This window comes from Rhizobium sp. CCGE 510, from assembly GCF_000292525.1.
Classification (GTDB): domain Bacteria; phylum Pseudomonadota; class Alphaproteobacteria; order Rhizobiales; family Rhizobiaceae; genus Rhizobium.
In genome coordinates, this window is record NZ_AEYF01000031.1 from 44,202 (window position 1) to 67,906 (window position 23,705).

Sequence of the window (23,705 nt, forward strand, 5' to 3'; positions counted from 1 at the left end):
CATGGCGCTTGCAATCAACGACGACAGCGAACGTCTCCAGCGCCGGCGCGGATTTCTCGGCGGCGATATCGCCGCGATAGCGGTTATGACAGCCATCGCCGCAATCGGCTATTTCGCGTTTCCCGATAATCTGGCGCTTCTGACCCGGATGATCACCATCGCGCTGCTCGTTCTGTCGGTCGACCTCGTGACCGGCTATTGCGGCGTCGCCACCCTCGGCCATGCCGCGTTGTTCGGGTCCGGCGCCTATGCCGCCGGTATCTTGTCGGCGCATTACGGTATCAACGATCCGCTGCTGATGATGTTGGCCGGCATTGCCGGCGGCGCGTTTGCCGGGCTGCTCAGCGGCGCGATCATTCTGCGGGCGCATGGGCTGCCGCAGCTCGTGCTGTCGATTGCCCTCATCAACCTCTTCCATGAATTTGCCAACAAGGCTTCGTCATGGACAGGCGGCAGCGATGGGCTTTCCGGCATCGCGCCGGACCCGGTCTTCGGCCTTTTCGAATTCGATCTTTACGGTCACACCGCCTTCTTCTTCGGCATGTCGCTGCTGCTTGTTGTCTTCGTGCTGCTGCGATGGCTGGTCCGCTCGCCTTTCGGCATGCTCTGCCGCGCCATCAAGCAGGACCCATTGCGCGTCCGCGCCATGGGCGCTTCGCCGAAGGCGGCGCTCATCAGGATGTACGTCATCTCAGGCGCCGTCGCCGGGGTTGGCGGCGCCTTGAATGCGATCTCGACACAGGTCGTTGGCCTCGACAGCCTGTCTTTCACGCAATCAGCCGAAGCGCTGGTCATGTTGGTCCTCGGCGGCACCGGCTCTCTCTTCGGGGCGCTCTCCGGCACTGTCATCTTCATGCTCTTCGAGGATTATGTCTCCGCCGCCAATCCCTTCCATTGGCTGACCATGGTCGGCGCGCTGCTGATTGCCGTCGTGCTCTTCGCGCCGAAAGGCCTGTATGGCACAGCCGCGGCCTTCATGGACCGCCGCAGGGAGCAGCGCTCATGAGCCCGGTCTTCGAAGTCGCCAATCTCAGGAAAGCCTTTGGCGGCCTTGCCGTCACCAATGACGTCTCGCTGGCGATGTCGCCAGGCGACCGCATCGCGCTGATCGGCCCGAATGGCGCCGGCAAGACCACCTTCGTCAATCTCGTAACCGGCAACCTCGCCCCCGATTCCGGCGAGGTCCACCTCGGCGGCGAGAGGGTGACGAAGGTCGATGCGATCGGCAGGGTCAAACGCGGCCTTGTCCGCTCTTTTCAGGTGACGCGGCTGTTCCACGACATGACGCCGGCCGAACATGTGGGACTTGCCATTCTTCAACGGGACGGAAAGACCGGGCGCGCTTTTGGAAATTTCTTTCGAATGCCCGATGTCATGGCCGAGGTCGACGATCTCCTTGGAAAACTCGGGCTGGCATCACTGATGCACTGCAAGGTCAGCGAGATCGCCTATGGCCAGCAGCGGCTTCTGGAGATCGCCGTGGCACTGGCGCTGAAACCGAAAGTGCTGCTGCTCGACGAGCCGGCGGCCGGCGTGCCGCAGAGCGATACCGGCCGCATCGAGCAGGCGCTGGCCGATCTGCCCGCCGACCTCGCCGTGCTGATGATCGAGCACGACATGGATCTCGTCTTCCGTTTTGCAAAACGCGTCATCGTGCTTGCATCAGGCGCCATCATCTTCGACGGCCGGCCTGAAGACGTCACCAAGGATGCGCGTGTGCGCGAGGCTTATCTCGGGAGTTATGCCAATGCCGGCCCTGTCGCTTGAGGTCGAAAACCTGTCGGCCGGGTATGGGCCGACCCGCGTGCTCGAAGGCATTTCCTTCTCCGTGCCGGCAGGCGGCCGGCTTGCTTTGCTCGGCCGCAACGGCATGGGCAAGACAACGCTCCTGGCGACGCTTGCCGGACAGACCAGGCGATATGAGGGCCACATCCGTCTCGGCGCTGCGGATATCGCCGCCGCACCGAGCGCGGCACGCGCGCACAAGGGTCTCGGATATGTGCCGCAGACCCGTTGCGTCTTCCCGACGCTGACGGTCGAGGAGAACCTTTTCGTCGGCCTGAAGGCGCGGCCGAAGACGGCGCTGGAGGAGGCCTACGCCATGTTCCCGCGCCTGAAGGAGCGCCGCCGCAACCTCGGCAGCCAGCTCTCTGGCGGCGAGCAGCAGATGCTTTCCACCGCAAGAACCATTCTCGGCCGCCCGTCCGTCCTGCTGCTCGACGAACCGCTGGAGGGCCTGGCACCGGTTATCTGCGAGGAGCTAATGGTTGCCTTTACCGAACTCGCCAAGTCAGGCGACATGACCATTCTGCTTGTGGAACAGCGCATCCAGAGCGCACTCGATTTCGCCGATCAAGTCGTCATCCTCGAGCGAGGCAGGCTGGCCTGGGTGGGAACGCCGGAAACACTGTCCAGAGATCACGATACCGTCGAGAGCCTGCTGGGGGTCGGCGGCCTGCATTGATTGATGCTCGACAGAAGCTCCGGCTGCCGATTGTCTCCGTTCCGCCCCAAGGTTGCTCTTGGCGCGCCGAGCAACTCCTTCAGTATATCGTCATGACGACGTCATCCTTGGCCAATCATTATTACCTGCCGGGAATGCTTCTGCCGCCGGCGAGGAGACAGCCGCAGCACCAAAACTTGAATTATAAGCAGGACGGACGTCAACACTGCCTTCTTCGCCTGGTGCCGTGAGCTGCAGGCAGTCGAATTTGCCGGTTTAAGTAGACGAACTAATCTTATGCTTCGGCAATTGACATTGCCAAGCCACCCGACCAGGTTGCATATTCGGAACGATAATCACACGGGAGGTAGAAATGGCAAACCATAAGCCGGTCGCAGGTGACGTATACCTGCCTATTTTCAATATCGACAATCCGATTGACGGCGACATCCTGGAAAACACCAGTTCCACGGATGCCGATGGAGATCGGGTGCGTCTCAACTTCGTGAATGGACAGCGAATCCAGCAACCCGCCGATCCTGACGGCCCTGCCACGACGACGACAGTCGAGGGAAAATACGGCACACTGACCGTCTATTCCAACGGTAACTACACCTATGAACTCGATCATTCCAACCCGGTGGTATCGGCGCTCGGCCCCGGAGATCAACTCGTCGACCAGTTCAATTTCAAGATCTCGGATGGCAAAGGCGCCACCGACTTCGGCCTGCTCAATATCGCGGTCGACTTGCCGGAACGCGGCGACGTCTTCGTCAACTTCGAGGATGTCGGCAAACACGACTTCCCCACGGGTTACAAGGGCTTCGATTGGGGCGCTTGGCACGATGGTGACGACGCAACGGTACACAAGGAAGTCGACGGCAACCATTCTCTCGCAGGCGGCGTGTTCTGGACACCCATCCAAGCCGCCGATGGCGGCACCTTCCAGATCGAGCAGTTCAGCGTAGCAAACGGGACATCGCACTATGACAACGTTCTAACGGTCGAAGGCAAGCTGAACGGCGATACCGTATTCCTGGTCACGGTCAACGTGACCGCCGACAGCATTCACGACCCGCAAGTGATCGATCTCAGCGCCTACGGCCCGATCGACTATCTCGTGCTCGACACCGAACCCGTCATCACAGAGACGAGCGGCCCGGATTATTATGGCGCGCGATACGACAATTTTCATTTCATCGTTTGACTGGTGCATGGATGGCGCGGGTTTCCCGCGCTGCCCTCGCATACGGGTGAAACCATTTGGCGATCGAACCCGCCCATCGCCTTTATCCCGCCTATTGGGCGACACAGGGAAACGCCCAAAACCGAAGTAAGATCTCGTCGACTGTTGATATTGTTGGAGATTTGACTGGTAGCGGAGGAGGGATTTGAACCCCCGACACAAGGATTATGATTCCTCTGCTCTGACCTACTGAGCTACTCCGCCACTGGTCAAACGATACCTGCTCGCGAAGCGCAGCGGGCTCGTGGGATGAGCGGCTTATAAGGTGCGCTTCGGCTTTGTGTCAAGCGCATGATCGAGAAAAACGGTGGGCTTTGACGCCTGCCCTCTCCGATTGATTTCAAGCGGCGACGGGGCTGGCCAAAAGAGCCTTCAGCGAAGCTTCCGCCGAGGGTTCCCGCTCCGAGCGCTCGATAAAACCACCGCCGAAGACCCGGGCATTGTCGCCAGGTGCGGAATAAAGCGCACAGGCCTGACCGGGCGCGATGCCCGCCTCGGCGACCGTCAGGTCGACATAGGTGCCGTTCGCATCGACATGCAGCACGGCCGGTGCCGGCGCCCGCGTCGAGCGGACTTTGGCGTAACAGGCAAAGCCATTGCCGGAAGCGGCTTGCGCCAGCGTTTCGTCGCCCAGCCAGTTGACGTCGCGCAGGTAGACGCGGTGGGTTTCCAGCGCCTCCTTCGGTCCGACGATGACGCGGCGCGAGCGGGCGTCGAGAAAGACGACGTAGAGCGGCTCGCCGGTGGCGATGCCGATGCCGCGACGCTGGCCGATGGTGAAGTGCAGGATGCCTTCATGGCTTCCCAATATGCGACCGTCGAGATGGACGATCTCACCGGCAAGAGCCGCATTCGGCTTCAGCTTGGTGATGATGTCGGAATATTTGCCCTGCGGCACGAAGCAGATGTCCTGGCTGTCGGCCTTCTTGGCGACGACGAGGCCCATCTCTTCGGCAAGCCTGCGGGTCTCGGCCTTCGGCAGGCCGCCGAGGGGAAAGCGCAGATAGTCGATCTGTTCCTGCGTCGTCGCGAACAGGAAATAGCTTTGGTCTCGGTCGGCGTCGGCCGGGCGGAAAAGCGCGCGGCGGCCGGGATTTTCCGGCGTTGGGTTCGGTCCCGAGCGGATATAGTGACCGGTCGCCAAAGCATCGGCGCCGAGCTCCTTTGCGGTCGCCAGGAGATCGGCGAACTTGACGGTCTGGTTGCAGGACACGCAAGGGATCGGCGTTTCGCCGGCCACATAGCTTTCTGCGAAAGGATTGATCACCGTCTCGCGAAAGCGCTTTTCGTAATCGAGGACATAATGCGGAATACCGAGTGTTTCGCAGACGCGGCGCGCATCATCGATGTCCTGGCCGGCGCAGCAGGAACCGGCGCGGTGAACGGCGGCGCCGTGATCGTAAAGCTGCAGCGTAATGCCGAGAACGTCGTAACCCTGCTGTTTGAGAAGGCCGGCGACGACGGATGAATCGACGCCGCCCGACATGGCGACGACGACACGGGTCTCTTCCGGCTGCTTGTCAAAATCCAGTGTGTTCAACGGTGGTGCCAAATTCTGCTTGGGCCAAATCCGCCCTTGCGCTGCAATTGCGGCGGATTTGCCGATATCAGGCGGGATCGGCCGCCATTTCTCGATGAGGAACCGATATAGAAAGGATTGTACCCAGACGCAAGAGGGGGCCTCGAACAGCCGATGATTTGGCATTCCCAGCGCAAAGCAAGGCGCAGCCGAAGCCGCGCCTTGGAGCGGGGGTGCGGCTCTCAGGTGCCGATCAGCTTGTTGCAGGCGAATGCGATGCTCGGATTGGCGATGATGGCGGTTACGAGCGCCAGTCCGATTATCGAGAATGAATAGCGTTTCATAGACATCCTCCTTTCCAGCCCATGGGAATTATGCCGGTTCGGCCGCAGTTCTCAAAATAACGAATGCTTGAAGCAGGGCCGGCTCAGCCGAAAATCATTCGACAAATAACTTAAACGCGATGGAACATTTCCCTCCCTCATGCGTTGCGGGTGAGGAATGTCGCAATCGAATTTCTGCGGAGGGTTTCATGGCCAGGTTCGGCACGACAGCGGATTACAGCAGGATCAAACACTGGATCGAGGAACGCGGCGGCCATCCCGCCCGTATCAAGGATGCCCGGGACAGCGAAACCGTTGGCGTCGATTTCTCTTCGGAACCAGGGGAAGAAATTTCCTGGGACGAATTCTTCCAGGGTTTTGACGGAAGCCGGCTCGCCTTCCTGCATCGCACCGAGGCGCAGGACGACGCCGCCCGTCTCGGCAGGATCGTCCGCCGACGTCGGCACCACTAAAACAGGATGATTTTAGGCCTGATCGGCCTAAAACGTGAATCCTGTTCTACATCAAATAGCTAGAGCATGATGTCATAAGAAAACCACACACTTTTCGGCATCACGCTTAAGCCTCATCCGCTTTTGATTCGGAAAACCCGGCGCGATTTACCGCGCCGGGTTTTCCGTGTCTTGCCTTGGGAGGGCAAAGCTCAATCGATGTTGAAGGTGAGCAGCTTCGCCTGGCGGATGGCCTGGTTGGCCGTCAACTGCGCAAGCACGCCGTCTTCAACTTTGCCGTCGACATAGAGCAGCGCGATGGCGTCACCGCCCTGCTTGTCGCGGCCGAGCTGGAAGTTGGCGATGTTGACGCCGGCGGTACCGAGCGTCATGCCGATGAAGCCGATCATACCGGGAACGTCGGTATTGGTGATGTAGATCATGTGCGAGCCGACATCGGCATCGAGGTTGATGCCCTTGATCTGGATGAAGCGCGGCTTGCCATCCGAAAACACCGTGCCGGCGACCGAGCGCGTCATGCTTTCGGTCGTCACCGTCAGCTTGATGTAACCGTCGAATACGCCTGTCTTGTCGCGCTTGACCTCGGAAAGTACGACGCCCTTTTCCTTGACCATGATCGGCGCCGAAACCATGTTGACGTCGGCGACCTGCGGGCGGATCAGACCGGCGAGTACCGCGCTGGTCAGCGCCCGCGTGTTCATGTTGGCGGTGATGCCGTCATAGAGGATTTCGATTTCCTTGATCGGCTCCTCGGTGACCTGGCCGACGAAGGCGCCGAGAACGTCGGCAAGGCGGATGAAGGGCTTCAGGATCGGCGCTTCCTCAGCCGTGATCGACGGCATGTTGATGGCGTTTGAGACCGCCCCCTTGACGAGGTAATCCGCCATCTGTTCGGCCACCTGCAGGGCGACGTTTTCCTGCGCCTCGGTCGTCGAGGCGCCGAGATGCGGGGTGCAGACGACGTTCGGCAGGCCGAAGAGCGGGCTTTCCTTGGCGGGCTCGACTTCGAAGACGTCGAAGGCGGCACCGGCGACATGACCGGACTTGATCGCTTCGGCAAGGGCTGCTTCGTCGACCAGGCCGCCACGGGCGCAGTTGATGATCCGCACCCCCGGCTTGGTCTTTGCCAGCGCTTCCTTGTTGAGGATGCCGCGCGTCTTGTCGGTCATCGGCACGTGCAGCGTGATGAAATCGGCGCGGGCGAAAAGCTCTTCCAGCTCGACCTTGGTGACGCCCATCTCCTCGGCGCGCTCCTTGGAGAGGAACGGATCGTATGCGACGACATGCATCTTGAGGCCGATGGCGCGGGCGCAGACGATGGAGCCGATATTGCCGGCGCCGATGACGCCGAGCGTCTTGCCGGTGATCTCGACACCCATGAACTTCGACTTCTCCCATTTGCCGGCCTGCGTCGAGGTATCGGCTGCCGGAAGCTGGCGAGCGACTGCGAACATCAGCGCGATCGCATGTTCGGCCGTCGTGATCGAGTTGCCGAAGGGCGTGTTCATGACGATGATGCCGCGGCGCGAAGCGGCCGGAATATCGACATTGTCGACGCCAATGCCGGCGCGGCCGACGACCTTGAGGTTTGTCGCACCCTGGATGATCTTTTCCGTCACTTTGGTGGCGGAGCGGATGGCCAGGCCATCATACTTGCCGATGACGTCGAGCAGACGGTCCTTGTCCTTGCCGAGCTGCGGTTCGAAATCGACTTCGACGCCGCGGTCGCGGAAGATCTGGACGGCGGTTTCCGACAATTCGTCGGATACGAGAACGCGAGGTGCCATTGTGGCCTCCTTCAAAAGTGTTCAGCGATGGATGAAATGAGAATGCTGGGCTCCGCCCTGGGGCGGAGCCGGATGCGATCACGTCAGGCGGCAGCCTGGCCGAGCTGCGCCTTCTGCGTTTCGAAGGCCCAGGAAAGCCAGGGCATCAGCTTCTGCATGTCGGATGCCTCGATCGTGGCGCCGGCCCAGATGCGCAGGCCGGACGGCGCGTCGCGATAATGGCCGACGTCATAGGCGACACCTTCCTTTTCCAAGAGGCCGACCAGCCCCTTGGCGAAATTCGCCTGGCCGTCGTCGTCGAGCGCCGCGATATCCTTGTCGACGATCTTCAGGCAGACCGAGGTGTTGGAAGCCGTTTCCGCCTTGACGGCGAGATTGGCGATCCAGTCGTTGGCGGCCACGAAATCGTGGATGACCTTGGCATTGGCATCGGCGCGCGCGATCAGCGCCTTCAGGCCGCCGAGGCCCTTGGCCCAGACAAGCGCGTCGATATAGTCCTCGACGCAGAGCATCGACGGCGTGTTGATCGTCTCGCCCTGGAAGATGCCCTCCGTCAGCTTGCCGCCCGAAGTCATACGGAAGATCTTCGGCAGTGGCCAGGCCGGCGTGTAGGTCACCAGACGCTCGACGGCGCGCGGCGAAAGAATGATGACGCCATGCGCGCCCTCGCCGCCCAGAACCTTCTGCCAGGAGAAGGTGACGACATCGAGCTTGGCGAAATCGAGTTGCTGCGCGAAAGCAGCCGAGGTGGCATCGCAGATCGTCAGGCCCTTGCGGTCGGCAGGGATGAAATCGGCGTTCGGCACACGCACGCCCGAGGTGGTGCCGTTCCAGGTGAAGACCACGTCGCGGTCGAAATCGACGGCGGAAAGATCCGGAAGCTCGCCGTAACCGGCTTCGAGCTTGCGCACATCCTTGAGCTTCAGCTGCTTGACGACATCGGTGACCCAGCCGGCGCCGAAGCTTTCCCAGGCGAGCATGTCGACGCCGCGTTCGCCGAGCAGCGACCAGAGCGCCATTTCGACGGCGCCGGTATCGGAAGCGGGAACGATGCCGATACGGTAGTCCGCCGGCACCTCTAGAATTTCACGGGTAAGGTCGATGGCCTGCTTGAGCTTGGTCTTGCCGACCTTCGCGCGGTGCGAACGGCCAAGGGCCGCGTCGGAAAGAGCGTCGAGCGACCAACCGGGGCGCTTCGAGCAGGGGCCAGAAGAAAAATGCGTATTGTTCGGACGGATGTCCGGCTTTGCGGTCTTCGCCATGATGCTATCCTCTCAGATAGAAAGCCCTTCGTTGGGGAAGGGTGTCCCGCCGCCGTGTGTATGGATCGGGCGCGTCATAGTCAAGATCGATGTGTCGCAGAGAGAAGATATTTTGACGCAGGCGAGGGGGTCGCAACGGAAAAAGCCGCCCCGGTTCAGGGGCGGCTTTCGGATATGATGCTATCGGATTTACTTGTAGACCGGCTGCTGCAGCGGGATTTCCGGCGCTGGCTCATAACTCGCCTGGGCGCAGCCGCCGAACAGATAGCGGGCACCGACGCGGGCTTCGTGGACGCTCAGACCCTTGTCGCGGCCCGGGCCACCGTTTTCTGCGTAGCCGAACATGTTGCCGCCGTCGATATGCAGGTAGCGGTAGCCGACATCAGCCTTGACGTTGCAGGTGACGTCGATCGAGGCGCCGGCCATGAGGGCGTAAGTAAAGCGCCAGTTGCCCTTGCCGCCATGGGTGACCTGGTCGTCGCAGAAGCTGCCGTCATCGGCGCAGGCGACGTTGCGCAGGTTCTTCCACTTCACGTAGGAACCGCCGATACCGGCGCCGACATAAGGGGTGACATAGCCGTAGGTGCCGAGATCGACATAGGCGTTGGCCAGCAGCGTGTAGGCCGTCAGCGAGGAGCGGTCGCTCGAGGTGCAATCCACCAGGGGGAAGCCGCACTGCCCGACCGTCGAGCCTTTGAAATCGGCTTGGGTGAGATAGTCGAAAGTCAGATCGGTGCGCAGGTAGCTGTTGATCTGGTAACCGACACCGCCGCCGACCGTCCATGCGTCGTCCAGGTCGGCACGGTCGAAATCGACCTCGCTGGCATTGCTGCCCTGGAAATAGCGGGCCCCACGCAAATCGGTGAAGGCATAACCGACATCGCCGCGCAGATACCAGCCGGTCGCTTCGGTGACGGCCACTTCAGGCGGCTGCTCCGGGATCGGCTCGGCCGGGGCGAGATCCGCGGAATAGGCGTTTGTCGCGATCAACAATGCGGCGAAGATGCCGGACAAGGTTCTTTTCATGGATCCCACTCCAAAATTCGTTGAGGCGGCAGGCACAAATCGCTGCCAAACTGATACGCTTCGGATGGATAATGAATGGGAAACGTTAAAAGCTGCTTAACCACGCTTGTTTACCGTGATTCAGGCGCCGTAGCGGCCTGAACATTGGGTCGGACTGAATCGTGAATACCGCTTGGCCTCGGCAAAGCAGCAACACGCGAACGCGCATGAAAAAAGCCGGCGCTTGTGCACCGGCTTCTGATAGTCTGCTCTGGTTTGGATCAGGCGGCGGTTCGGACGTTCGAGATCGTGCCGATCAGCTCGTTGACGATGCGCTCGATCTGGGCGCGGTCGTCGCCCTCGGCCATGACGCGGATCAGCGGCTCGGTGCCCGAGGGGCGGATGACGAGGCGGCCGTTTTTGGCAAGCTCGGCTTCGGCATCGGCGATCGCCTTCTGCACCTGGATATCCTCCAGCGGCTTGCCGCCGCTGATGCGGACATTGCGCAGCAGCTGCGGCACCGGCTCGAAGCGGCGGCAGACCTCGCTGACGGTCCGGCCGGTCCGCTTGACTGCGGCCAGGATCTGCAGCGCTGCGACCAGACCATCGCCTGTCGTGCCGTAATCCGAAAGCACGATGTGACCAGACTGCTCGCCGCCGACATTGTAATTGTGCTGGCGCATATGCTCGACGACGTAGCGGTCGCCGACCCGCGTGCGGGCAAGCGCCATGCCGCGCTCGTCGAGGAAGCGCTCCAGGCCGAGATTGGACATCACGGTGGCGACGATACCATTGCCGCGCAGCTGCTGGCTCTCGGCCCAGCTCTCGGCGATGACGGCCATCAGCTGGTCGCCGTCGACGATCGAACCGTTTTCGTCAACGATGATGACGCGGTCCGCATCGCCGTCGAGCGCGATGCCGATATCGGCGCGCACCTCGTCGACCTTCTTCTGCAGCGCGACGGGGCTGGTAGAGCCGCAATTGAGATTGATATTGGTACCGTTCGGCTCGTTGCCGATAGTGACGACCTCGGCACCGAGCTCCCAGAGCACGGCGGGCGCCACCTTGTAGGCAGCACCATTGGCGCAATCGATGGCGATCCTCAGACCCTGCAGCGTCACGTCACGCGGCAGCGTGCGCTTGGCATGTTCGATATAGCGGTCATGCACGCCGTCGACGCGCTTGGCGCGGCCGATGTCATCAGATTTCGCAAGCTGAGCGTTCAGGTCTTTTTCGAGCAGATCCTCGATCTCGGCTTCGAGCTCATCGGAAAGCTTGTAACCATCGGGGCCGAAGAGTTTGATGCCGTTATCCTCATAAGGATTGTGCGAGGCCGAGATCATCACACCGATATCGCAGCGCAGCGAGCGCGTCAGCATGGCGACGGCCGGCGTCGGAATCGGGCCGAGAATAAAGGCATCGAGACCGGCGGCCGTGAAGCCCGCGACCATGGCGTTCTCAAGCATGTAACCGGAAAGGCGCGTATCCTTGCCGATGACGACGCGGTGGCGGTGGTTGCCACGGCGGAAGATCGTACCGGCGGCAATGCCGACCCGCATGGCGAGATCCGGCGTCATCGGGAAGACGTTGGATTGGCCGCGAATACCGTCCGTACCGAAATAGCGTCTTTTCATCTGCACTCCTGCGCTTTCCGCGCGCCATTCAAGGCAGCGCACCGTTCCAAGCGAATCCAGCTTCCATGGAATGTCGTTAATCCAAGAGCGTGATTCATGCTTGCCTTAATTCAGCGGAATGCCACAAAATGAGGCTATCGGCACGTAAATTAGCAAGAAAAATGATTATATCCCGTTACCAATAGAAAAGGCCGGATCTCCCGTCTGGGAAATCCGGCCTTGTTCAAGGTGGTGCTAGGCGCTCAATGCGGTTGCGGTTCGAGGCCGCCTTCGGGCTCATCACCCTTGGTGGCAGGCCGTGCGCCGGCCTTCGGAACAGCCGAGCGGCTTGGCGGCGAATCATCGCCGAGATCGCGCGACGGCTTCTCGCCGCGGATCAACGCTTTGATCTCTTCGCCGGTCAGCGTCTCGTATTCGAGCAGACCTTCAGCAAGAGCAACGAATTCGTCGTGCTTCTCCGTCAGGATCGTACGGGCCTGGGTATAGGCTTCGTCGATCAGGCGGTGCACTTCATTGTCGATCTTCTGGGCGGTTGCTTCCGAAACATTCTTCGACTGCGAAACCGAGTGGCCGAGGAAAACTTCCTGCTGGTTCTCGCCATAGGCGACCTGACCGAGTTGGTCGGAGAAGCCCCACTGCGTGACCATGGCGCGGGCAAGCTTGGTCGCTTGCTCGATGTCGGAGGAGGCACCCGACGTGATGTTCTCCTTGCCAAAGGTAAGCTCTTCGGCGACGCGGCCACCCATCATGATGCAAAGACGCGAAACCATCCACTTGTAGCTCATCGAGTAGCGATCGCCCTCGGGAAGCTGCATGACCATGCCCAGTGCACGACCGCGCGGAATGATCGTCGCCTTATGCAGCGGATCGGCGACGGCGACGTTGAGCGCGGTGATGGCGTGTCCGGCCTCATGATAAGCGGTGAGCTTCTTCTCCGCCTCGGTCATAGCCGAGGAACGGCGCTCGGCGCCCATCATGATCTTGTCCTTGGCGTCTTCGAATTCCTGCATGGTGACGACGCGCTTGTTGCGGCGGGCGGCCATCAGGGCGGCTTCGTTGACGAGGTTCATCAGGTCGGCGCCGGAGAACCCGGGTGTGCCGCGGGCAAGAATCTTCAGATCGACATTCGGTGCCAGCGGAACGTTGCGGGCATGCACCTTGAGGATGCGTTCGCGGCCGACGATGTCGGGGTTCGGCACCACGACCTGACGGTCGAAACGGCCGGGACGCAGCAGCGCCGGGTCAAGAACGTCGGGACGGTTGGTGGCGGCAATCAGGATCACGCCTTCATTCGCCTCGAAGCCGTCCATCTCGACCAGCAGCTGGTTGAGCGTCTGCTCGCGTTCGTCATTGCCGCCGCCGAGACCGGCACCGCGATGACGGCCGACGGCATCGATTTCGTCGATGAAGATGATGCAGGGCGCATTCTTCTTCGCCTGCTCGAACATGTCTCGCACACGGCTGGCGCCAACGCCGACGAACATTTCGACGAAGTCGGAACCCGAAATGGTGAAGAACGGCACGTTGGCTTCACCGGCGACCGAGCGGGCGAGCAGCGTCTTACCGGTGCCCGGAGGACCGACGAGCAGCACGCCGCGCGGGATCTTGCCACCGAGACGCTGGAACTTCTGCGGGTCACGCAGGAATTCGACGATTTCTTCGAGATCCTGCTTGGCCTCGTCGACGCCGGCGACGTCTTCGAAGGTCACACGGCCATGCGCTTCAGTGAGCAGCTTGGCCTTCGACTTGCCGAAGCCCATCGCGCCGCGAGAGCCGCCCTGCATCTGCCGCATGAAGAACAGCCAGACGCCGAGAATCAGAAGCATCGGCAAAAGCGTGCCGAGATAGCTGAGGAAACCCGATGAACCGTCCGTTTCCGGACGGGCCGAAACCAGGACGTTCTTGGACTGCAGGCGATCAAGCAGGCTGTCGTCGATTACAGGCGAATAGGTCTGGAAGGTGGTGCCATTTTCAACATAGCTTCCGGAAAGACGGTTGCCCGTGACCACGACTTCCTTCACGCGGCCCGCGTCGACCTCACGCAGAAACTGCGAATAAGGGATTTCGCGGGAGCCCGTCTGCGCCGGCGCCGTCTGGAACATACTGAAAAGGGCGATCAGCAGAAGCGCTATGATCGCCCACAAGGCGAAATTACGTAAGTTAGGGTTCATTGAACTCCCCAGCACTGGAACAGCCGCCTCATGGCGACCGTCTTATTCGTCTCTAACATAGGGTTGCGCCGTGCGATTGCCAAGGCGATCCCCCAGGTCAGATGGATTTTCCGTCAATACTTCTTAAAGGCGGCCTCGCATAGGGCGCCGTTGCGAAAACCGCCGAAAGCCTGTCGGCAAAGATGAAATCAAATCGTGTCAAAAAGCGGTCGAAGGGTGCGAAATAAGGCGTGAGGTCGATCGTCGTCGCGGATTCCCGCGATAAAAGGGTTCTGTCGACGGATAACACCGGCGCCGAGGCGATGGCGCGTCTCCATGCCGCCTTGGGAAGGTCCCTGCCCTCTCCTCCCTCATTCCTGTGCCAGAGCTTGACCCGAGGGATGTCACAGGAATTCAGCGCGCCCAAATCCTTGGACGCGGAAGGCCTCTCACGTACAATTGAGTCATTCACCGCGCCGACGCGCGGTGGCTGGACTCCTGTGACATCCCTCGGGTCAAGCTCTGGCACAGGAATGAGGGAGGAGCGCGGGGCCTGCGCCTCGATCGTTACCGTCATTCCAGACCCGTTTACCGCATCGAACCTACCATCCCAAACCCCTGCCTCTCCCGGCCGCAACACCAGCGGCAATATTCCCCGGCTCTCCCGCGCCAGATAAAGCCCGTCACGCCTGAGATCGAATACCACTCTGCCGGCGGTCATCCGTCCCAACTTACCGCCGGTGGCAAATGCGAGGATACGCTCCATGTGCGCCCTCCCCGGCGCAAACGGCTGCCCGCCGAAAACGGCTGTCAGACGGCCGAGCGCATAGTCGAGGACTGCCCGATCCTGCCGCAACCCGTCAGGCATCACCTGCCCGAGCAGGCGGCCGTGAAGCATGAAGTGATGATCCAGCCAATCTGTGGCCTTGGCCGAAAGCGCCAGTCGCTCTTCCCAGGCCCTGCGGATATTTTTCTCCGGACCTGCATCGACCGGAAGCCGCCGGCGGATCCGCACGCGCTCGTACTTCACATCCTCATTGCTCGGATCGTCGAGCCACAGCACGCCCCGCTCTTTGAGGAAAGAGCGGATATCCGCCCGGCTGGAAAAGAGAAGCGGCCGCAGGATCCAGAGATCCCGGTTGAAGAGTATCGCATCGGCAATGCCTGATGAAACCTGTTCCGATCGCATGCCGCGCATCTCAAGTGTTTCGCGCTGATCGTCGAGCGTATGGGCGGTGACGATGAGATCGGCGCTAAGCGCTTCCGCCGCTTCGGCGAGCAGGGCGTAACGCGCCTCACGGGCGGCGGCCATGATGCCGGTTTTCGGCTTGTCGCCCTGCCAGATTATGATGGTGTGGGGAATGCCGAGCGATGTGCAGAGGGCTGCGACTTCACGCGCCTCGTCTGCGGAGCCGGCGCGCAACGCATGATCGACGGTGGCAGCGCATAGGGAAATTTTGAGATGAGGCGCGGCCTTCACGGCTTCGTCGAGGAGGAGAAGCAGGCCGGTGGAATCGCTGCCGCCCGATATCGCGACGAGAATGCGTGCGGGGCTTTGAAGCGAGGTGAGAAACTGGCGGATCGCCTCTTGCAGCGATCGGGCTTCCGGAGACACGCCGGAAGGCCTTAGCAGGCGAGGCGTTTCTGTTCGCTCGCAACCTTGCTTATGACGGCACGCGAAGCCTTGGGATAACGCTTCGAGACTTCGCGCAGCGTCGCACAGGCTGTCTCGGTATTGTCGAGAGCGGCAAGCGACATGCCGAGTTTCAGCAGCATCTCAGGCGCCTTTTCCGACGTGCCGTATTTCTGATGTGCATTGAGGAAGGTTTTGGCCGCCTCATTGTACTTGCCCTGCGAATAGAGCGCTTCGCCGAGCCAGAAATTGGCATCTGCCGCACGAGCGCTGCTCGGGTAACGCGTGATGTACTGCGTGAATTCCTGTTCGGCCGTGCTATAATCGCCAGACAAGACGTGCCCATAGGCCGCCTTGTATTGATCCGCCTCACCACCGAGCGAAGCGGTCTGCTGCGGCTTCCCGCTATTGGCATCGGGAATCGGCCCGGAGCCGATTGTGGCGTTGTCATCGACAGTTCCGCCGATCGCATTGCCCTTCTGATCGAAATCGATCGAGCCGAGTTCCTTCGGCGGCTGGCCGAGGCCGCTATTGCTGGGCACGTCGGTGGAGGGAGCCGTTTCGGCTCCCTGCGGTGCTTGGATCACCTTGGCGATGTCGTCGCCGCCGGAAGCTGCCGGAGCGGCATCGGTCTCGCTCTTCTTGACAGGAGCTTTGGCACCACTGCCGCTGGCGCCCGTCTTTTCCAACTGCTGGAAGCGAAACTCATTGTCCTCCTGCTGCTTGCGGATCGTCTCCTGCATCTGCAGCAGTTGGAAGCTCATCTCCTCGATCCGGCCGTTCAGCTGTCGCAACTGCTCTTCGAGCTGCTGAACGCGGACCTCGGCATCGCCGCTCTGCACCTTGATGACGGGCGGCGCCGGCTGGTTTTCCGCAGATCGCCCGCCAAGATGCAGCCCGAAGAACGAGGCCGAATAGGCCGTCCGCTCGCTCCCGGTCACGGCCGCGAGGCACAGCATGCCTGCCACGACAAGTTTCTTCATATGTATCGTCCTGTCCCAGTGATTCTTCGCACCTCGATGGCACGAACAGGAGATTTTTCCAATTGCTGTCAAAAAGCAACGGAGTCTGGCCAAAGTGTGGTCAAAAAGAAAAGGCGGCCCCTGATGGGACCGCCTTTCCAAAAACGAACTAAACCGGCAGATTACATGCCGGCGCCGCCGAGAACGGTGACAGCACGGCGGTTCTGCGACCAGCAGGAAATATCGTCGCAGACGGCAACCGGACGTTCCTTGCCGTAGGAAATCGTCTTCAGGCGCTGCGCCGGGACGCCGCGCGAAGCGAGATAATCCTTGGCGGCAGCCGCACGGCGGGCACCGAGCGCGAGGTTATATTCGCGAGTACCGCGTTCGTCGGCATGGCCTTCGACGGTGATCTGGTAGTTCGGGTAGCGGGCGAGCCACTGGGCCTGACGGTCGAGCGTCTGCGAAGCATCGGCGCGGATCGACGAGGAGTCGGTGTCGAAGAAGATGCGGTCGCCGACATTGACGGTGAAGTCCTGGGCCGAGCCCGGCGTTGCGGAACCACCAGCGCCGCCACCGAGGCCAATATCGCCGGGGCTGTTCGGCGGCTTCTTGGTGCAGCTTGCGAGCGCCAGACCGGCAACAAGGGCGATCATGACGGGGTTGCGGGCGAAATTCTGCATGCGGCTCATTGCCGGGGTATGAATTCGGCTCATGGCCGGTCTCCTTGCGAGTTCATTAGGGTTTCCGGACAGTAACCGCACTCGGTTAACCGGCCCTCAAAAATTATGGTTAACGAATTACTGATTTGTCCCTTGGTCGCTCGATTCCATGACTTTGGGACGAGATGAAGGCAGCAGCGCATCGCCTACTCCATAAGCGGCGACCAGGCCGGGTCGGAACCGTAGCTCGGCGTCTTCACAACCTGCTCGTTGTAGCCGGTCAGGTCAATCGAATAAAGCTGCGGCCCGCCGGCACCCGCCGCCTGGCGGAAGAACATCAGCACGCGGCCGTTCGGCGCCCAGGTCGGGCCCTCATTGTGGAAGCCGGTCGTCAGGATACGCTCGCCGGAACCATCCGGCTTCATCACGCCGATCGAGAACTTGCCGCCGGCCTGCTTGGTGAAGGCGATGAGATCGCCACGTGGCGACCAGACCGGCGTCGAATAGGAGCCGTCACCGAAGGAAATACGGGTCTGGCCGGAACCATCGGCATTCATCACATAGATCTGCGGCTTGCCGCCGCGGTCGCTCTCGAAGCTGACGCGCGCTCCGTCAGGCGAATAGGAAGGCGAAGTGTCGATCGCCGCCGTCGAGGTCAGGCGCGTCGTCGTGCGCGAGCGCAGGTCCATCGTATAGATGTTGGAATTAGCGTCCTGCTGCAGGCTCATGATCACTTTCTGGCCATCCGGCGAGAAGCGCGGCGAGAAGGTCATGCCGGGAAAATTGCCGACGACCTCGCGCTGCCCGGTTTCCAGCTGCAGCAGATAGACGCGCGGCTGCTGGTTGGCAAAGGACATGTAGGTGACTTCCTGCCGGCTCGGCGAGAAGCGCGGCGTCAGCACGAGATCACTGCCATCCGTCAGCATCCGCACGTTAAAGCCGTCCTGGTCCATGATCGCCAGCTGGCGCTTACGCTGCTGTTTGGTGCCGGATTCGGAGACGAAGACGACACGGGTGTCGAAATAACCTTCCTCACCAGTGATCTGCTTGTAGATCGCATCGGCGATGATGTGCGCCACACGCCGCCAGTTCTCCGGCTGCGTATAAAACTGCTGCCCGGTCATCTGCTGCCCGGCGAACGGGTCCCAGAGCCGGAATTCGGCGCGAAGACGGCCATCCGCTTCCTTGGTAACCCGGCCGGTGACCAGCGCCTGTGCATTGATGACCTTCCAGTCCTCAAAGCGCGGCGCAGCATCCGGATTGGAGATCTTTTCGATAAAGGCCGCCTTGTTGATCGGGGCAAACAGGCCGGAACGCTGCAGGTCTGCGGCGATGACCTGCGAAACCTGCGCGCCTATGTCGCCCTGGAAGTCCGTCACCGCAATCGGCATCGGCTGGACATTGCCTTTTCGTAGGTCGAGGGTGACCAACGCGTTCGCCGGGGTCGTAAAGGCTGCAGCCCCAATCAGGCCCGCAATGACCATCAGAGCGCGGATGAGAGAACACTTGACCATATCAAACAAGCCTTTCAGCATCTAATGGGTAGGACCGCTGGTGTCGAAGTTCAAAATGACTTCCTTCCAGCCATCGTATTTATCTTTTGGAAGCATTGTAAAAGGAGCTGCGCGACGAACTGCGCGAAGGCCGGCATCGGCAAAGCTTTTCCGTGTGCGCTCACTTCCACCACTGGCCTTAACGTCAGGGACGCCGACAATCTGGCCGTCTCTATCCAGCTTCACTTGGATCGTCGCATATACATTGCCGTCGTCGCTCATTCTGCCATCGACAAAGAAGTTATTTTCGATCGCATCCCGCATTGCATCGATCTCCACCCCAGTGAGATGCGTCGCAGTGGCACTGTCATTCGCTCGACCGGTCGTTTCAGCATCCGCATTGAATGGAAAGATGGAGCAGCCGATGAGCCCTGTCAGCGCGATGTATAGTCCGAAAGACTTCGCGAAATTGAATGGACTCCTCGGCATTTAAATTCCCATATCGCTGGGATGAAAGTTAAGGACGACCTCGTTCCACACGTCATACTTGTCCATCGGAAGCGTCGTGCGGAACGAGGGAGCAGACTTCACCACGGCACGGTAAGCGCCACTTTCCAGCGCACGACGCGTTGAATCGGTGCTGCTTCCGCCGGAAGACTCGATTTCGGGCTGGCCGATAATGTTTCCATCTTTATCGAGCTTGAAATGCACCGTGATGACCATGCCGGAAAGGCCTTCCATTCCCGGGGTGATAAGCCAGTTACCCTGGATCAAACCCTGTAGCGCATCCTGTTCGCTTTGGCTGAGCTTGGAACCGCCATTGCTCTTCTTCGCTCCCAGCGATGCCTCCTGTGTCGAACGCTTAGCACCACCAGCGGAAGGATCGGTCTTGTTCAGCAAGATCGAAATCTCGTCGGCATTGAAGTCGCTCTTCATCGAGGAAGCCGATTTCGCCACTTCCTGCTTCTTATCCGCCTTCTTCTTGTCCGTCGGCGTGTCGGCCGTCTTAGGCTGATCCGGGGTCTTTTCCGGCGGCTTCTCAGCGGGCTTCTGCGGTTCCGGCGGCTTTACCTGTGGCTTGGCGACTGGGGTCGGCACATTGTCTGGCAGCGCCTCGGCGTCCGGCTTCGGCGGCTCCTCCGGCTTCGCTTGTTCTTCCGGCGGTTTTTCCTCCGGCTTCGGCGGCGTCACCTCGACGGGCTTCGGCGGCGGAATGGAAGCGACTTCCTTTGGTTGCTCGACTTCCGTTTCCTCCTTGACGATCTCCTTGACGTCGTTCGGCTTGGGATCGATCTTCGGCATCGGCTTGTCGCTCGAATTCGCCGCGGCAGCCTCGCTATTGCTGGGCTTGGCGTTCGGAACCGGCGGCGTCTTCAGGTCGACATTGTTGTCGCCGGCGTTCTCGGCCGGCTGCGCGATCGGCGGCCGCGTCGTCGGCACCGGCGCGGAAGTCTCCTTCTTCGGAGCCTTCTTGTCGCCTTGCTGCATCTGGGTAATGGATTCCACCGGCACGAGATCGACCGGCATCGCTTCGAAATCCTCCACCTTGAAGGATTCCGGCGCGCTAAGCGACACCATCGCCCAGGTAAGCACCAGACAGTGCAGAACAGCAGATGTGACGACGCTGGTCTTCATCTTGAACGCTATTGGTCCTTCTTCTGCTGCGTCACGAGGCCGATATTCTTGAAGCCTGCGCCCTGGATACGGGCCATGACGTCGGCGATGACGCCGTAAGGCGCCGTCGCGTCGCCGCGCACGAAGATACGTTCGTTATAGCCGGTGGTGGCGATCGCCTCGAGCTTGGCGGCGATCTCGGCGGCCGGGATCGGCGTTTCCTGCAGAAACACTTCACCATCGTTCTTGACGGAGATAGTGATCGGCTGCGTTTCGGAATTCAGCGCCTTGGCCTGCGTTTCCGGCAGGTCGATCGGCACGCCGACGGTCATCATTGGTGCCGCGACCATGAAGATGATCAAAAGCACGAGCATGACGTCGACGAGCGGCGTCACGTTGATTTCGGAGATCACGGCCCTGTTCCGACCGCCGCGACGGCGGCGTCCGCCGCCCCCGCCGCCATTGCCTCCAACAGCCATACCCATGTCAGTATACTCCGTTGGTTACTGAGCTGCAGCGCGCGGCTGCAGCTTCTCGTCGATCTGGCGCGAAAGTATGGCGGAGAATTCATCCGCGAAACCTTCCATGCGGCCCGAGAGCTTGCCGGCATCGGCAGAGAACTTGTTATAGGCGATAACCGCCGGAATAGCGGCGACGAGACCGATTGCGGTCGCAAGCAGCGCTTCGGCGATACCGGGCGCGACGACCGCAAGATTAGTCGACTTCGAACCGGCGATCGCCTGGAACGACGTCATGATGCCGACGACCGTGCCGAAGAGACCGATGAACGGACCGGCCGAACCGATCGTCGCCAGCGACCCGAGACGGGCGCCGAGAAATTCCGATTCGCGTGACAGCGTCACATCCATCGCCCGGTCGATACGCATCTGCAGGCCGATCGGCGAGCGGGCGCCCCGTTCGAAGGATTTTTTCCACTCGCGCATGGCGGCCACGAAGATCGCCGCCAATCCGGTATTGCTGCGTTCCGACAGCGAGCGGTAGAGTTCTTCCAGCGACTGGCCCGACCAGAACACCTGCTCGAACTTGTCGAACTGGCGCCTTGCGCGACCATAGGCGAGGTATTTGTCGATGACGATCGCCCAGGTCCACACCGAGGCTGCGATAAGCCCGAGCATAACGAGCTTGACGACGATACCGGCCTGCATGAAAAGCGACCAGAGGCTGACGTCCGTCGTTGCTGCTGCCAATCCTACTTGTTCCATTGATCCAAAATCCCCGAATCCAAACGCCCGGTGCTGGACCGGGCGGCACAAATTGATCTCGCAAGAAGTGTCCGGTGGCCGCCGCCCAAAGCCCTGGTCAAGCTTCCAAGCTCATCTTCCGCCTTCTTGCCGTCAAATTTGGTCAAAGGAAGGCGTGCACCGCACAAACTCCGACTTTCCCAGTAAGACACTATTATGGTTAATAGATCGTTAGTGCCGAACTATGACAGTAAGCCTGTGTTTTGGAAGATTTCATTCCATGGATTACTTGACCGGAGCAAGATCCGGCTGCCGAAAGAGCGCTCATCCTGCGGCGCGGGAATTCCTTCACATGAAACTCATGTTTTTACAAGCCTGAAATCCGGGCGAGTCACGGTTATAGCGGCGTGCTGCCTTCCAGGAATTTCACCGCCAGTGTTTCAGGCAGCCGCCTCGGCCGCCCTTTGGCGTTGATGACGGCGATGATCACCTTGGCTGATATCAGCAGCGTCTCGCCCGAGCGGATCTGTTGATTGAGCACCATCTTGGCGCCGCCGGCTTTTTCCGTGTGCGTCAGGATCGTCAGCACATCGTCCATACGCGCCGGGCTCTTGAAGTCGATCTCCATGCGGTGGACGACGAATACCAGGCCCTCCTCGTCGGCGCTGACGAGTTCGCGCTGCTCGACGCCGAGGCAACGCAGATAATCGGTACGGCCGCGCTCCAGGAAATGCAGGTAGCGGGCGTGATAGACCAAGCCGGAGAAGTCCGTATCTTCATAATAGACTCGCTGGACGAGGCGGTGCCCGGCCTCGGTCAGCTCTCCCGAAATGGAAAAAGGGCGCTCCGTCATAATTTTCTCCAAACTGAGGTGCCCTCTTTGGCGCAACGCTTCCCGACAGGCAAGCATTGAATGCGCCGCCAGCAGGCATTGAATGATTGTCATAATTCCTAACTATTCCCGATATCGAGCGACGGATCAGGAGACGATGTGATGAAGATTGCGGTTATGGGCGGAGACGGTTTCATTGGCTGGCCAACGTCGCTGCATCTCTCCGATGCCGGGCATGACATTCATATCCTCGACAATCTCTCACGCCGCTGGATCGACACGGAACTTAGCGTTCAGTCGCTGACACCGATGGATTCGATCCAGGAGCGCACCCGCATCTGGCATGCCGAAACCGGACGCCGCATCCATTTCAATCTGATCGATCTCGCCAAGGACTACGAACTGCTGAAGAACTGGCTTTCCGAACACCGCCCGGATGCCGTCATCCATTTCGCTGAGCAGCGGGCCGCACCCTATTCGATGAAAAGCGACCGCCACAAGAACTACACGGTCAACAACAATGTCAGCGCCACGCACAACCTTTTGAACGCGCTGACCGAGCTCAATCTCGATACCCATCTCATCCATCTCGGCACTATGGGCGTCTACGGCTATTCGACGGTCGGCGCTGCCATCCCAGAGGGCTACCTGCCGGTCGGCATCGAAACTCCAGGCGGCGAGACGGTCAGCCAGGAGATCCTCTATCCCTCCAACCCCGGCTCGATCTACCACATGACCAAGTGCCTGGATCAGCTTCTCTTCCAGTTCTATGCGAGGAACGATGGTCTCAGGATCACCGATCTGCACCAGGGCATCGTTTGGGGCACCCATACCGAGCAGACGCGCCGCCACGCGCAGCTCATCAATCGTTTCGACTACGACGGCGACTACGGCACGGTGCTGAACCGCTTCCTGATTCAGGCGGCGATCGGCTATCCGCTGACGGTACACGGCACCGGCGGCCAGACCCGCGCCTTCATCCATATCCAGGATTCGGTACGCTGCATCGAGCTGGCGCTGAAGAACCCGCCGGCTCGCGGCGCGCGCGTCGAGATCTTCAACCAAATGACCGAAACCCACCGGGTGCGCGACCTCGCCCAGATGATCGCGGGGATAAGCGGCGCCGAGATTGCCTGGCTGCCCAACCCACGCAAGGAAGCCGCCGAGAACGAACTGATCGTCCGGAACGAAAAATTCCGCGATCTCGGCCTCGAACCGATCACGCTGGAAGCGGGCCTGCTCGGCGAGATCGTCGACGTCGCGAAGAAATTCGCCTATCGCGTCGACCGGTCGCGTGTGCCCGCCGTTTCCGCCTGGACGCGGGATATCGCCGCGACGATCAATCACGATCCGGAAGGCAAGCGGCTGAAGTCGGTCTCATGAGTGTTTGCGTTGGAAGGCTCGATAGGAACTCCCTCATCAAGTCAGTCCACCTGGGAAGGAGAGGGTGTGCCGTGGGACCCCC

The 23,705-nt window shown here is 60.7% G+C and carries 21 protein-coding genes and 1 tRNA gene; 6 read left to right on the forward strand and 16 right to left on the reverse strand.

What is annotated here, in order from left to right; translation table 11 throughout:
- Position 1 precedes the first annotated feature (1 nt).
- The 4 genes from RCCGE510_RS15700 (at position 2) to RCCGE510_RS15715 (ending at position 3,650) form a co-directional block, all read left to right on the forward strand.
- Entirely contained in the window at positions 2–1,006 is a 1,005-nt protein-coding gene (locus RCCGE510_RS15700) for a branched-chain amino acid ABC transporter permease (protein WP_007631359.1), read from the forward strand.
- Positions 1,003–1,767, forward strand: a complete 765-nt coding sequence (locus RCCGE510_RS15705) for an ABC transporter ATP-binding protein (protein WP_007631361.1) — start codon at positions 1,003–1,005, stop codon at positions 1,765–1,767. The genes RCCGE510_RS15700 and RCCGE510_RS15705 overlap by 4 nt, the downstream gene beginning before the upstream one ends.
- Positions 1,748–2,464, forward strand: a complete 717-nt coding sequence (locus tag RCCGE510_RS15710) for an ABC transporter ATP-binding protein (RefSeq protein WP_007631363.1) — start codon at positions 1,748–1,750, stop codon at positions 2,462–2,464. Before RCCGE510_RS15705 ends, RCCGE510_RS15710 begins: the two co-directional genes overlap by 20 nt.
- Positions 2,465–2,816: 352 nt before the next feature.
- The gene (locus RCCGE510_RS15715; RefSeq protein ID WP_007631366.1) at positions 2,817–3,650 is read left to right on the forward strand and encodes a VCBS domain-containing protein; all 834 of its coding nucleotides are present in this window, start codon (positions 2,817–2,819) and stop codon (positions 3,648–3,650) included.
- A 166-nt stretch (positions 3,651–3,816) separates the two neighbouring features.
- Here RCCGE510_RS15715 and RCCGE510_RS15720 read toward each other — a convergent pair.
- Positions 3,817–3,893, reverse strand: a tRNA-Met gene (locus tag RCCGE510_RS15720).
- Positions 3,894–4,029: 136 nt separating this feature from the next.
- Entirely contained in the window at positions 4,030–5,229 is a 1,200-nt protein-coding gene (mnmA, locus tag RCCGE510_RS15725) for a tRNA 2-thiouridine(34) synthase MnmA (RefSeq protein ID WP_007631368.1), read from the reverse strand.
- Between the two features lie 511 nt (positions 5,230–5,740).
- Between mnmA and RCCGE510_RS15730 the strand changes: the two genes are divergently transcribed.
- Positions 5,741–6,004, forward strand: a complete 264-nt coding sequence (locus RCCGE510_RS15730) for a hypothetical protein (RefSeq protein ID WP_007631371.1) — start codon at positions 5,741–5,743, stop codon at positions 6,002–6,004.
- A 191-nt stretch (positions 6,005–6,195) separates the two neighbouring features.
- On the opposite strand, the gene serA is transcribed toward RCCGE510_RS15730, so the two are convergent.
- The 14 genes from serA to ybgC form a co-directional block, all read right to left on the reverse strand.
- Positions 6,196–7,791, reverse strand: a complete 1,596-nt coding sequence (gene serA, locus RCCGE510_RS15735) for a phosphoglycerate dehydrogenase (protein WP_007631373.1) — start codon at positions 7,789–7,791, stop codon at positions 6,196–6,198.
- Between the two features lie 83 nt (positions 7,792–7,874).
- Positions 7,875–9,053, reverse strand: coding sequence for a phosphoserine transaminase (locus tag RCCGE510_RS15740; RefSeq protein ID WP_007631375.1), 1,179 nt, complete (start codon positions 9,051–9,053; stop codon positions 7,875–7,877).
- Positions 9,054–9,242: 189 nt separating this feature from the next.
- Positions 9,243–10,079 carry an outer membrane protein gene (locus RCCGE510_RS15745; protein WP_007631379.1) on the reverse strand — a complete coding sequence of 279 codons (837 nt, stop codon included), beginning with the start codon at positions 10,077–10,079 and terminating at the stop codon, positions 9,243–9,245.
- 260 nt (positions 10,080–10,339) lie between these two features.
- Positions 10,340–11,692 carry a phosphoglucosamine mutase gene (gene glmM / locus RCCGE510_RS15750; RefSeq protein WP_007631381.1) on the reverse strand — a complete coding sequence of 451 codons (1,353 nt, stop codon included), beginning with the start codon at positions 11,690–11,692 and terminating at the stop codon, positions 10,340–10,342.
- Between the two features lie 242 nt (positions 11,693–11,934).
- Positions 11,935–13,863, reverse strand: coding sequence for an ATP-dependent zinc metalloprotease FtsH (ftsH, locus tag RCCGE510_RS15755; protein ID WP_007631383.1), 1,929 nt, complete (start codon positions 13,861–13,863; stop codon positions 11,935–11,937).
- 97 nt (positions 13,864–13,960) lie between these two features.
- Positions 13,961–15,457, reverse strand: coding sequence for a tRNA lysidine(34) synthetase TilS (gene tilS / locus RCCGE510_RS15760; protein ID WP_007631384.1), 1,497 nt, complete (start codon positions 15,455–15,457; stop codon positions 13,961–13,963).
- Positions 15,458–15,468: 11 nt separating this feature from the next.
- Positions 15,469–16,458 (reverse strand): tol-pal system protein YbgF, encoded by a 990-nt coding sequence (gene ybgF, locus RCCGE510_RS15765; protein ID WP_007631385.1) that lies wholly within the window; start codon positions 16,456–16,458, stop codon positions 15,469–15,471.
- A 161-nt stretch (positions 16,459–16,619) separates the two neighbouring features.
- Entirely contained in the window at positions 16,620–17,153 is a 534-nt protein-coding gene (pal, locus tag RCCGE510_RS15770; RefSeq protein ID WP_037078891.1) for a peptidoglycan-associated lipoprotein Pal, read from the reverse strand.
- 152 nt (positions 17,154–17,305) lie between these two features.
- Complete coding sequence (gene tolB, locus RCCGE510_RS15775; protein ID WP_007631387.1) at positions 17,306–18,613, reverse strand: Tol-Pal system beta propeller repeat protein TolB; 1,308 nt, start codon at positions 18,611–18,613, stop codon at positions 17,306–17,308.
- Between the two features lie 21 nt (positions 18,614–18,634).
- Positions 18,635–19,081 carry a cell envelope integrity protein TolA gene (locus RCCGE510_RS15780; RefSeq protein WP_007631388.1) on the reverse strand — a complete coding sequence of 149 codons (447 nt, stop codon included), beginning with the start codon at positions 19,079–19,081 and terminating at the stop codon, positions 18,635–18,637.
- Positions 19,082–20,227, reverse strand: coding sequence for a hypothetical protein (locus tag RCCGE510_RS15785; RefSeq protein WP_007631390.1), 1,146 nt, complete (start codon positions 20,225–20,227; stop codon positions 19,082–19,084). It abuts the gene before it with no gap.
- An 8-nt stretch (positions 20,228–20,235) separates the two neighbouring features.
- On the reverse strand, positions 20,236–20,691 hold the full coding sequence (gene tolR / locus RCCGE510_RS15790) for a protein TolR (protein ID WP_003542730.1): 456 nt from the start codon (positions 20,689–20,691) through the stop codon (positions 20,236–20,238).
- An 18-nt stretch (positions 20,692–20,709) separates the two neighbouring features.
- Positions 20,710–21,429, reverse strand: coding sequence for a protein TolQ (gene tolQ, locus RCCGE510_RS15795; protein ID WP_007631394.1), 720 nt, complete (start codon positions 21,427–21,429; stop codon positions 20,710–20,712).
- A gap of 376 nt (positions 21,430–21,805) precedes the next feature.
- Positions 21,806–22,261 carry a tol-pal system-associated acyl-CoA thioesterase gene (ybgC, locus tag RCCGE510_RS15800; protein ID WP_007631396.1) on the reverse strand — a complete coding sequence of 152 codons (456 nt, stop codon included), beginning with the start codon at positions 22,259–22,261 and terminating at the stop codon, positions 21,806–21,808.
- A gap of 141 nt (positions 22,262–22,402) precedes the next feature.
- Here ybgC and RCCGE510_RS15805 point away from each other — a divergent pair, with 141 nt between their 5' ends.
- Positions 22,403–23,623, forward strand: coding sequence for an NAD-dependent epimerase/dehydratase family protein (locus tag RCCGE510_RS15805; protein ID WP_007631398.1), 1,221 nt, complete (start codon positions 22,403–22,405; stop codon positions 23,621–23,623).
- Positions 23,624–23,705 lie beyond the last annotated feature (82 nt).

Bases quoted from the DNA above. Each gene is read 5' to 3' on its own strand.
- tolB (WP_007631387.1), bottom strand. From the start codon at position 18,613: ATGGTCAAGTGTTCTCTCATCCGCGCTCTGATGGTCATTGCGGGCCTG.
- tolQ (WP_007631394.1), bottom strand. From the start codon at position 21,429: ATGGAACAAGTAGGATTGGCAGCAGCAACGACGGACGTCAGCCTCTGG.
- tolR (WP_003542730.1), bottom strand. From the start codon at position 20,691: ATGGGTATGGCTGTTGGAGGCAATGGCGGCGGGGGCGGCGGACGCCGC.
- RCCGE510_RS15740 (WP_007631375.1), bottom strand. From the start codon at position 9,053: ATGGCGAAGACCGCAAAGCCGGACATCCGTCCGAACAATACGCATTTT.
- RCCGE510_RS15780 (WP_007631388.1), bottom strand. From the start codon at position 19,081: ATGCCGAGGAGTCCATTCAATTTCGCGAAGTCTTTCGGACTATACATC.
- RCCGE510_RS15710 (WP_007631363.1), top strand. From the start codon at position 1,748: ATGCCGGCCCTGTCGCTTGAGGTCGAAAACCTGTCGGCCGGGTATGGG.
- RCCGE510_RS15730 (WP_007631371.1), top strand. From the start codon at position 5,741: ATGGCCAGGTTCGGCACGACAGCGGATTACAGCAGGATCAAACACTGG.
- pal (WP_037078891.1), bottom strand. From the start codon at position 17,153: ATGAGCCGAATTCATACCCCGGCAATGAGCCGCATGCAGAATTTCGCC.
- serA (WP_007631373.1), bottom strand. From the start codon at position 7,791: ATGGCACCTCGCGTTCTCGTATCCGACGAATTGTCGGAAACCGCCGTC.
- RCCGE510_RS15785 (WP_007631390.1), bottom strand. From the start codon at position 20,227: ATGAAGACCAGCGTCGTCACATCTGCTGTTCTGCACTGTCTGGTGCTT.
- RCCGE510_RS15745 (WP_007631379.1), bottom strand. From the start codon at position 10,079: ATGAAAAGAACCTTGTCCGGCATCTTCGCCGCATTGTTGATCGCGACA.
- RCCGE510_RS15700 (WP_007631359.1), top strand. From the start codon at position 2: ATGGCGCTTGCAATCAACGACGACAGCGAACGTCTCCAGCGCCGGCGC.
- ybgC (WP_007631396.1), bottom strand. From the start codon at position 22,261: ATGACGGAGCGCCCTTTTTCCATTTCGGGAGAGCTGACCGAGGCCGGG.
- ybgF (WP_007631385.1), bottom strand. From the start codon at position 16,458: ATGAAGAAACTTGTCGTGGCAGGCATGCTGTGCCTCGCGGCCGTGACC.
- RCCGE510_RS15715 (WP_007631366.1), top strand. From the start codon at position 2,817: ATGGCAAACCATAAGCCGGTCGCAGGTGACGTATACCTGCCTATTTTC.
- ftsH (WP_007631383.1), bottom strand. From the start codon at position 13,863: ATGAACCCTAACTTACGTAATTTCGCCTTGTGGGCGATCATAGCGCTT.
- RCCGE510_RS15705 (WP_007631361.1), top strand. From the start codon at position 1,003: ATGAGCCCGGTCTTCGAAGTCGCCAATCTCAGGAAAGCCTTTGGCGGC.
- RCCGE510_RS15805 (WP_007631398.1), top strand. From the start codon at position 22,403: ATGAAGATTGCGGTTATGGGCGGAGACGGTTTCATTGGCTGGCCAACG.
- glmM (WP_007631381.1), bottom strand. From the start codon at position 11,692: ATGAAAAGACGCTATTTCGGTACGGACGGTATTCGCGGCCAATCCAAC.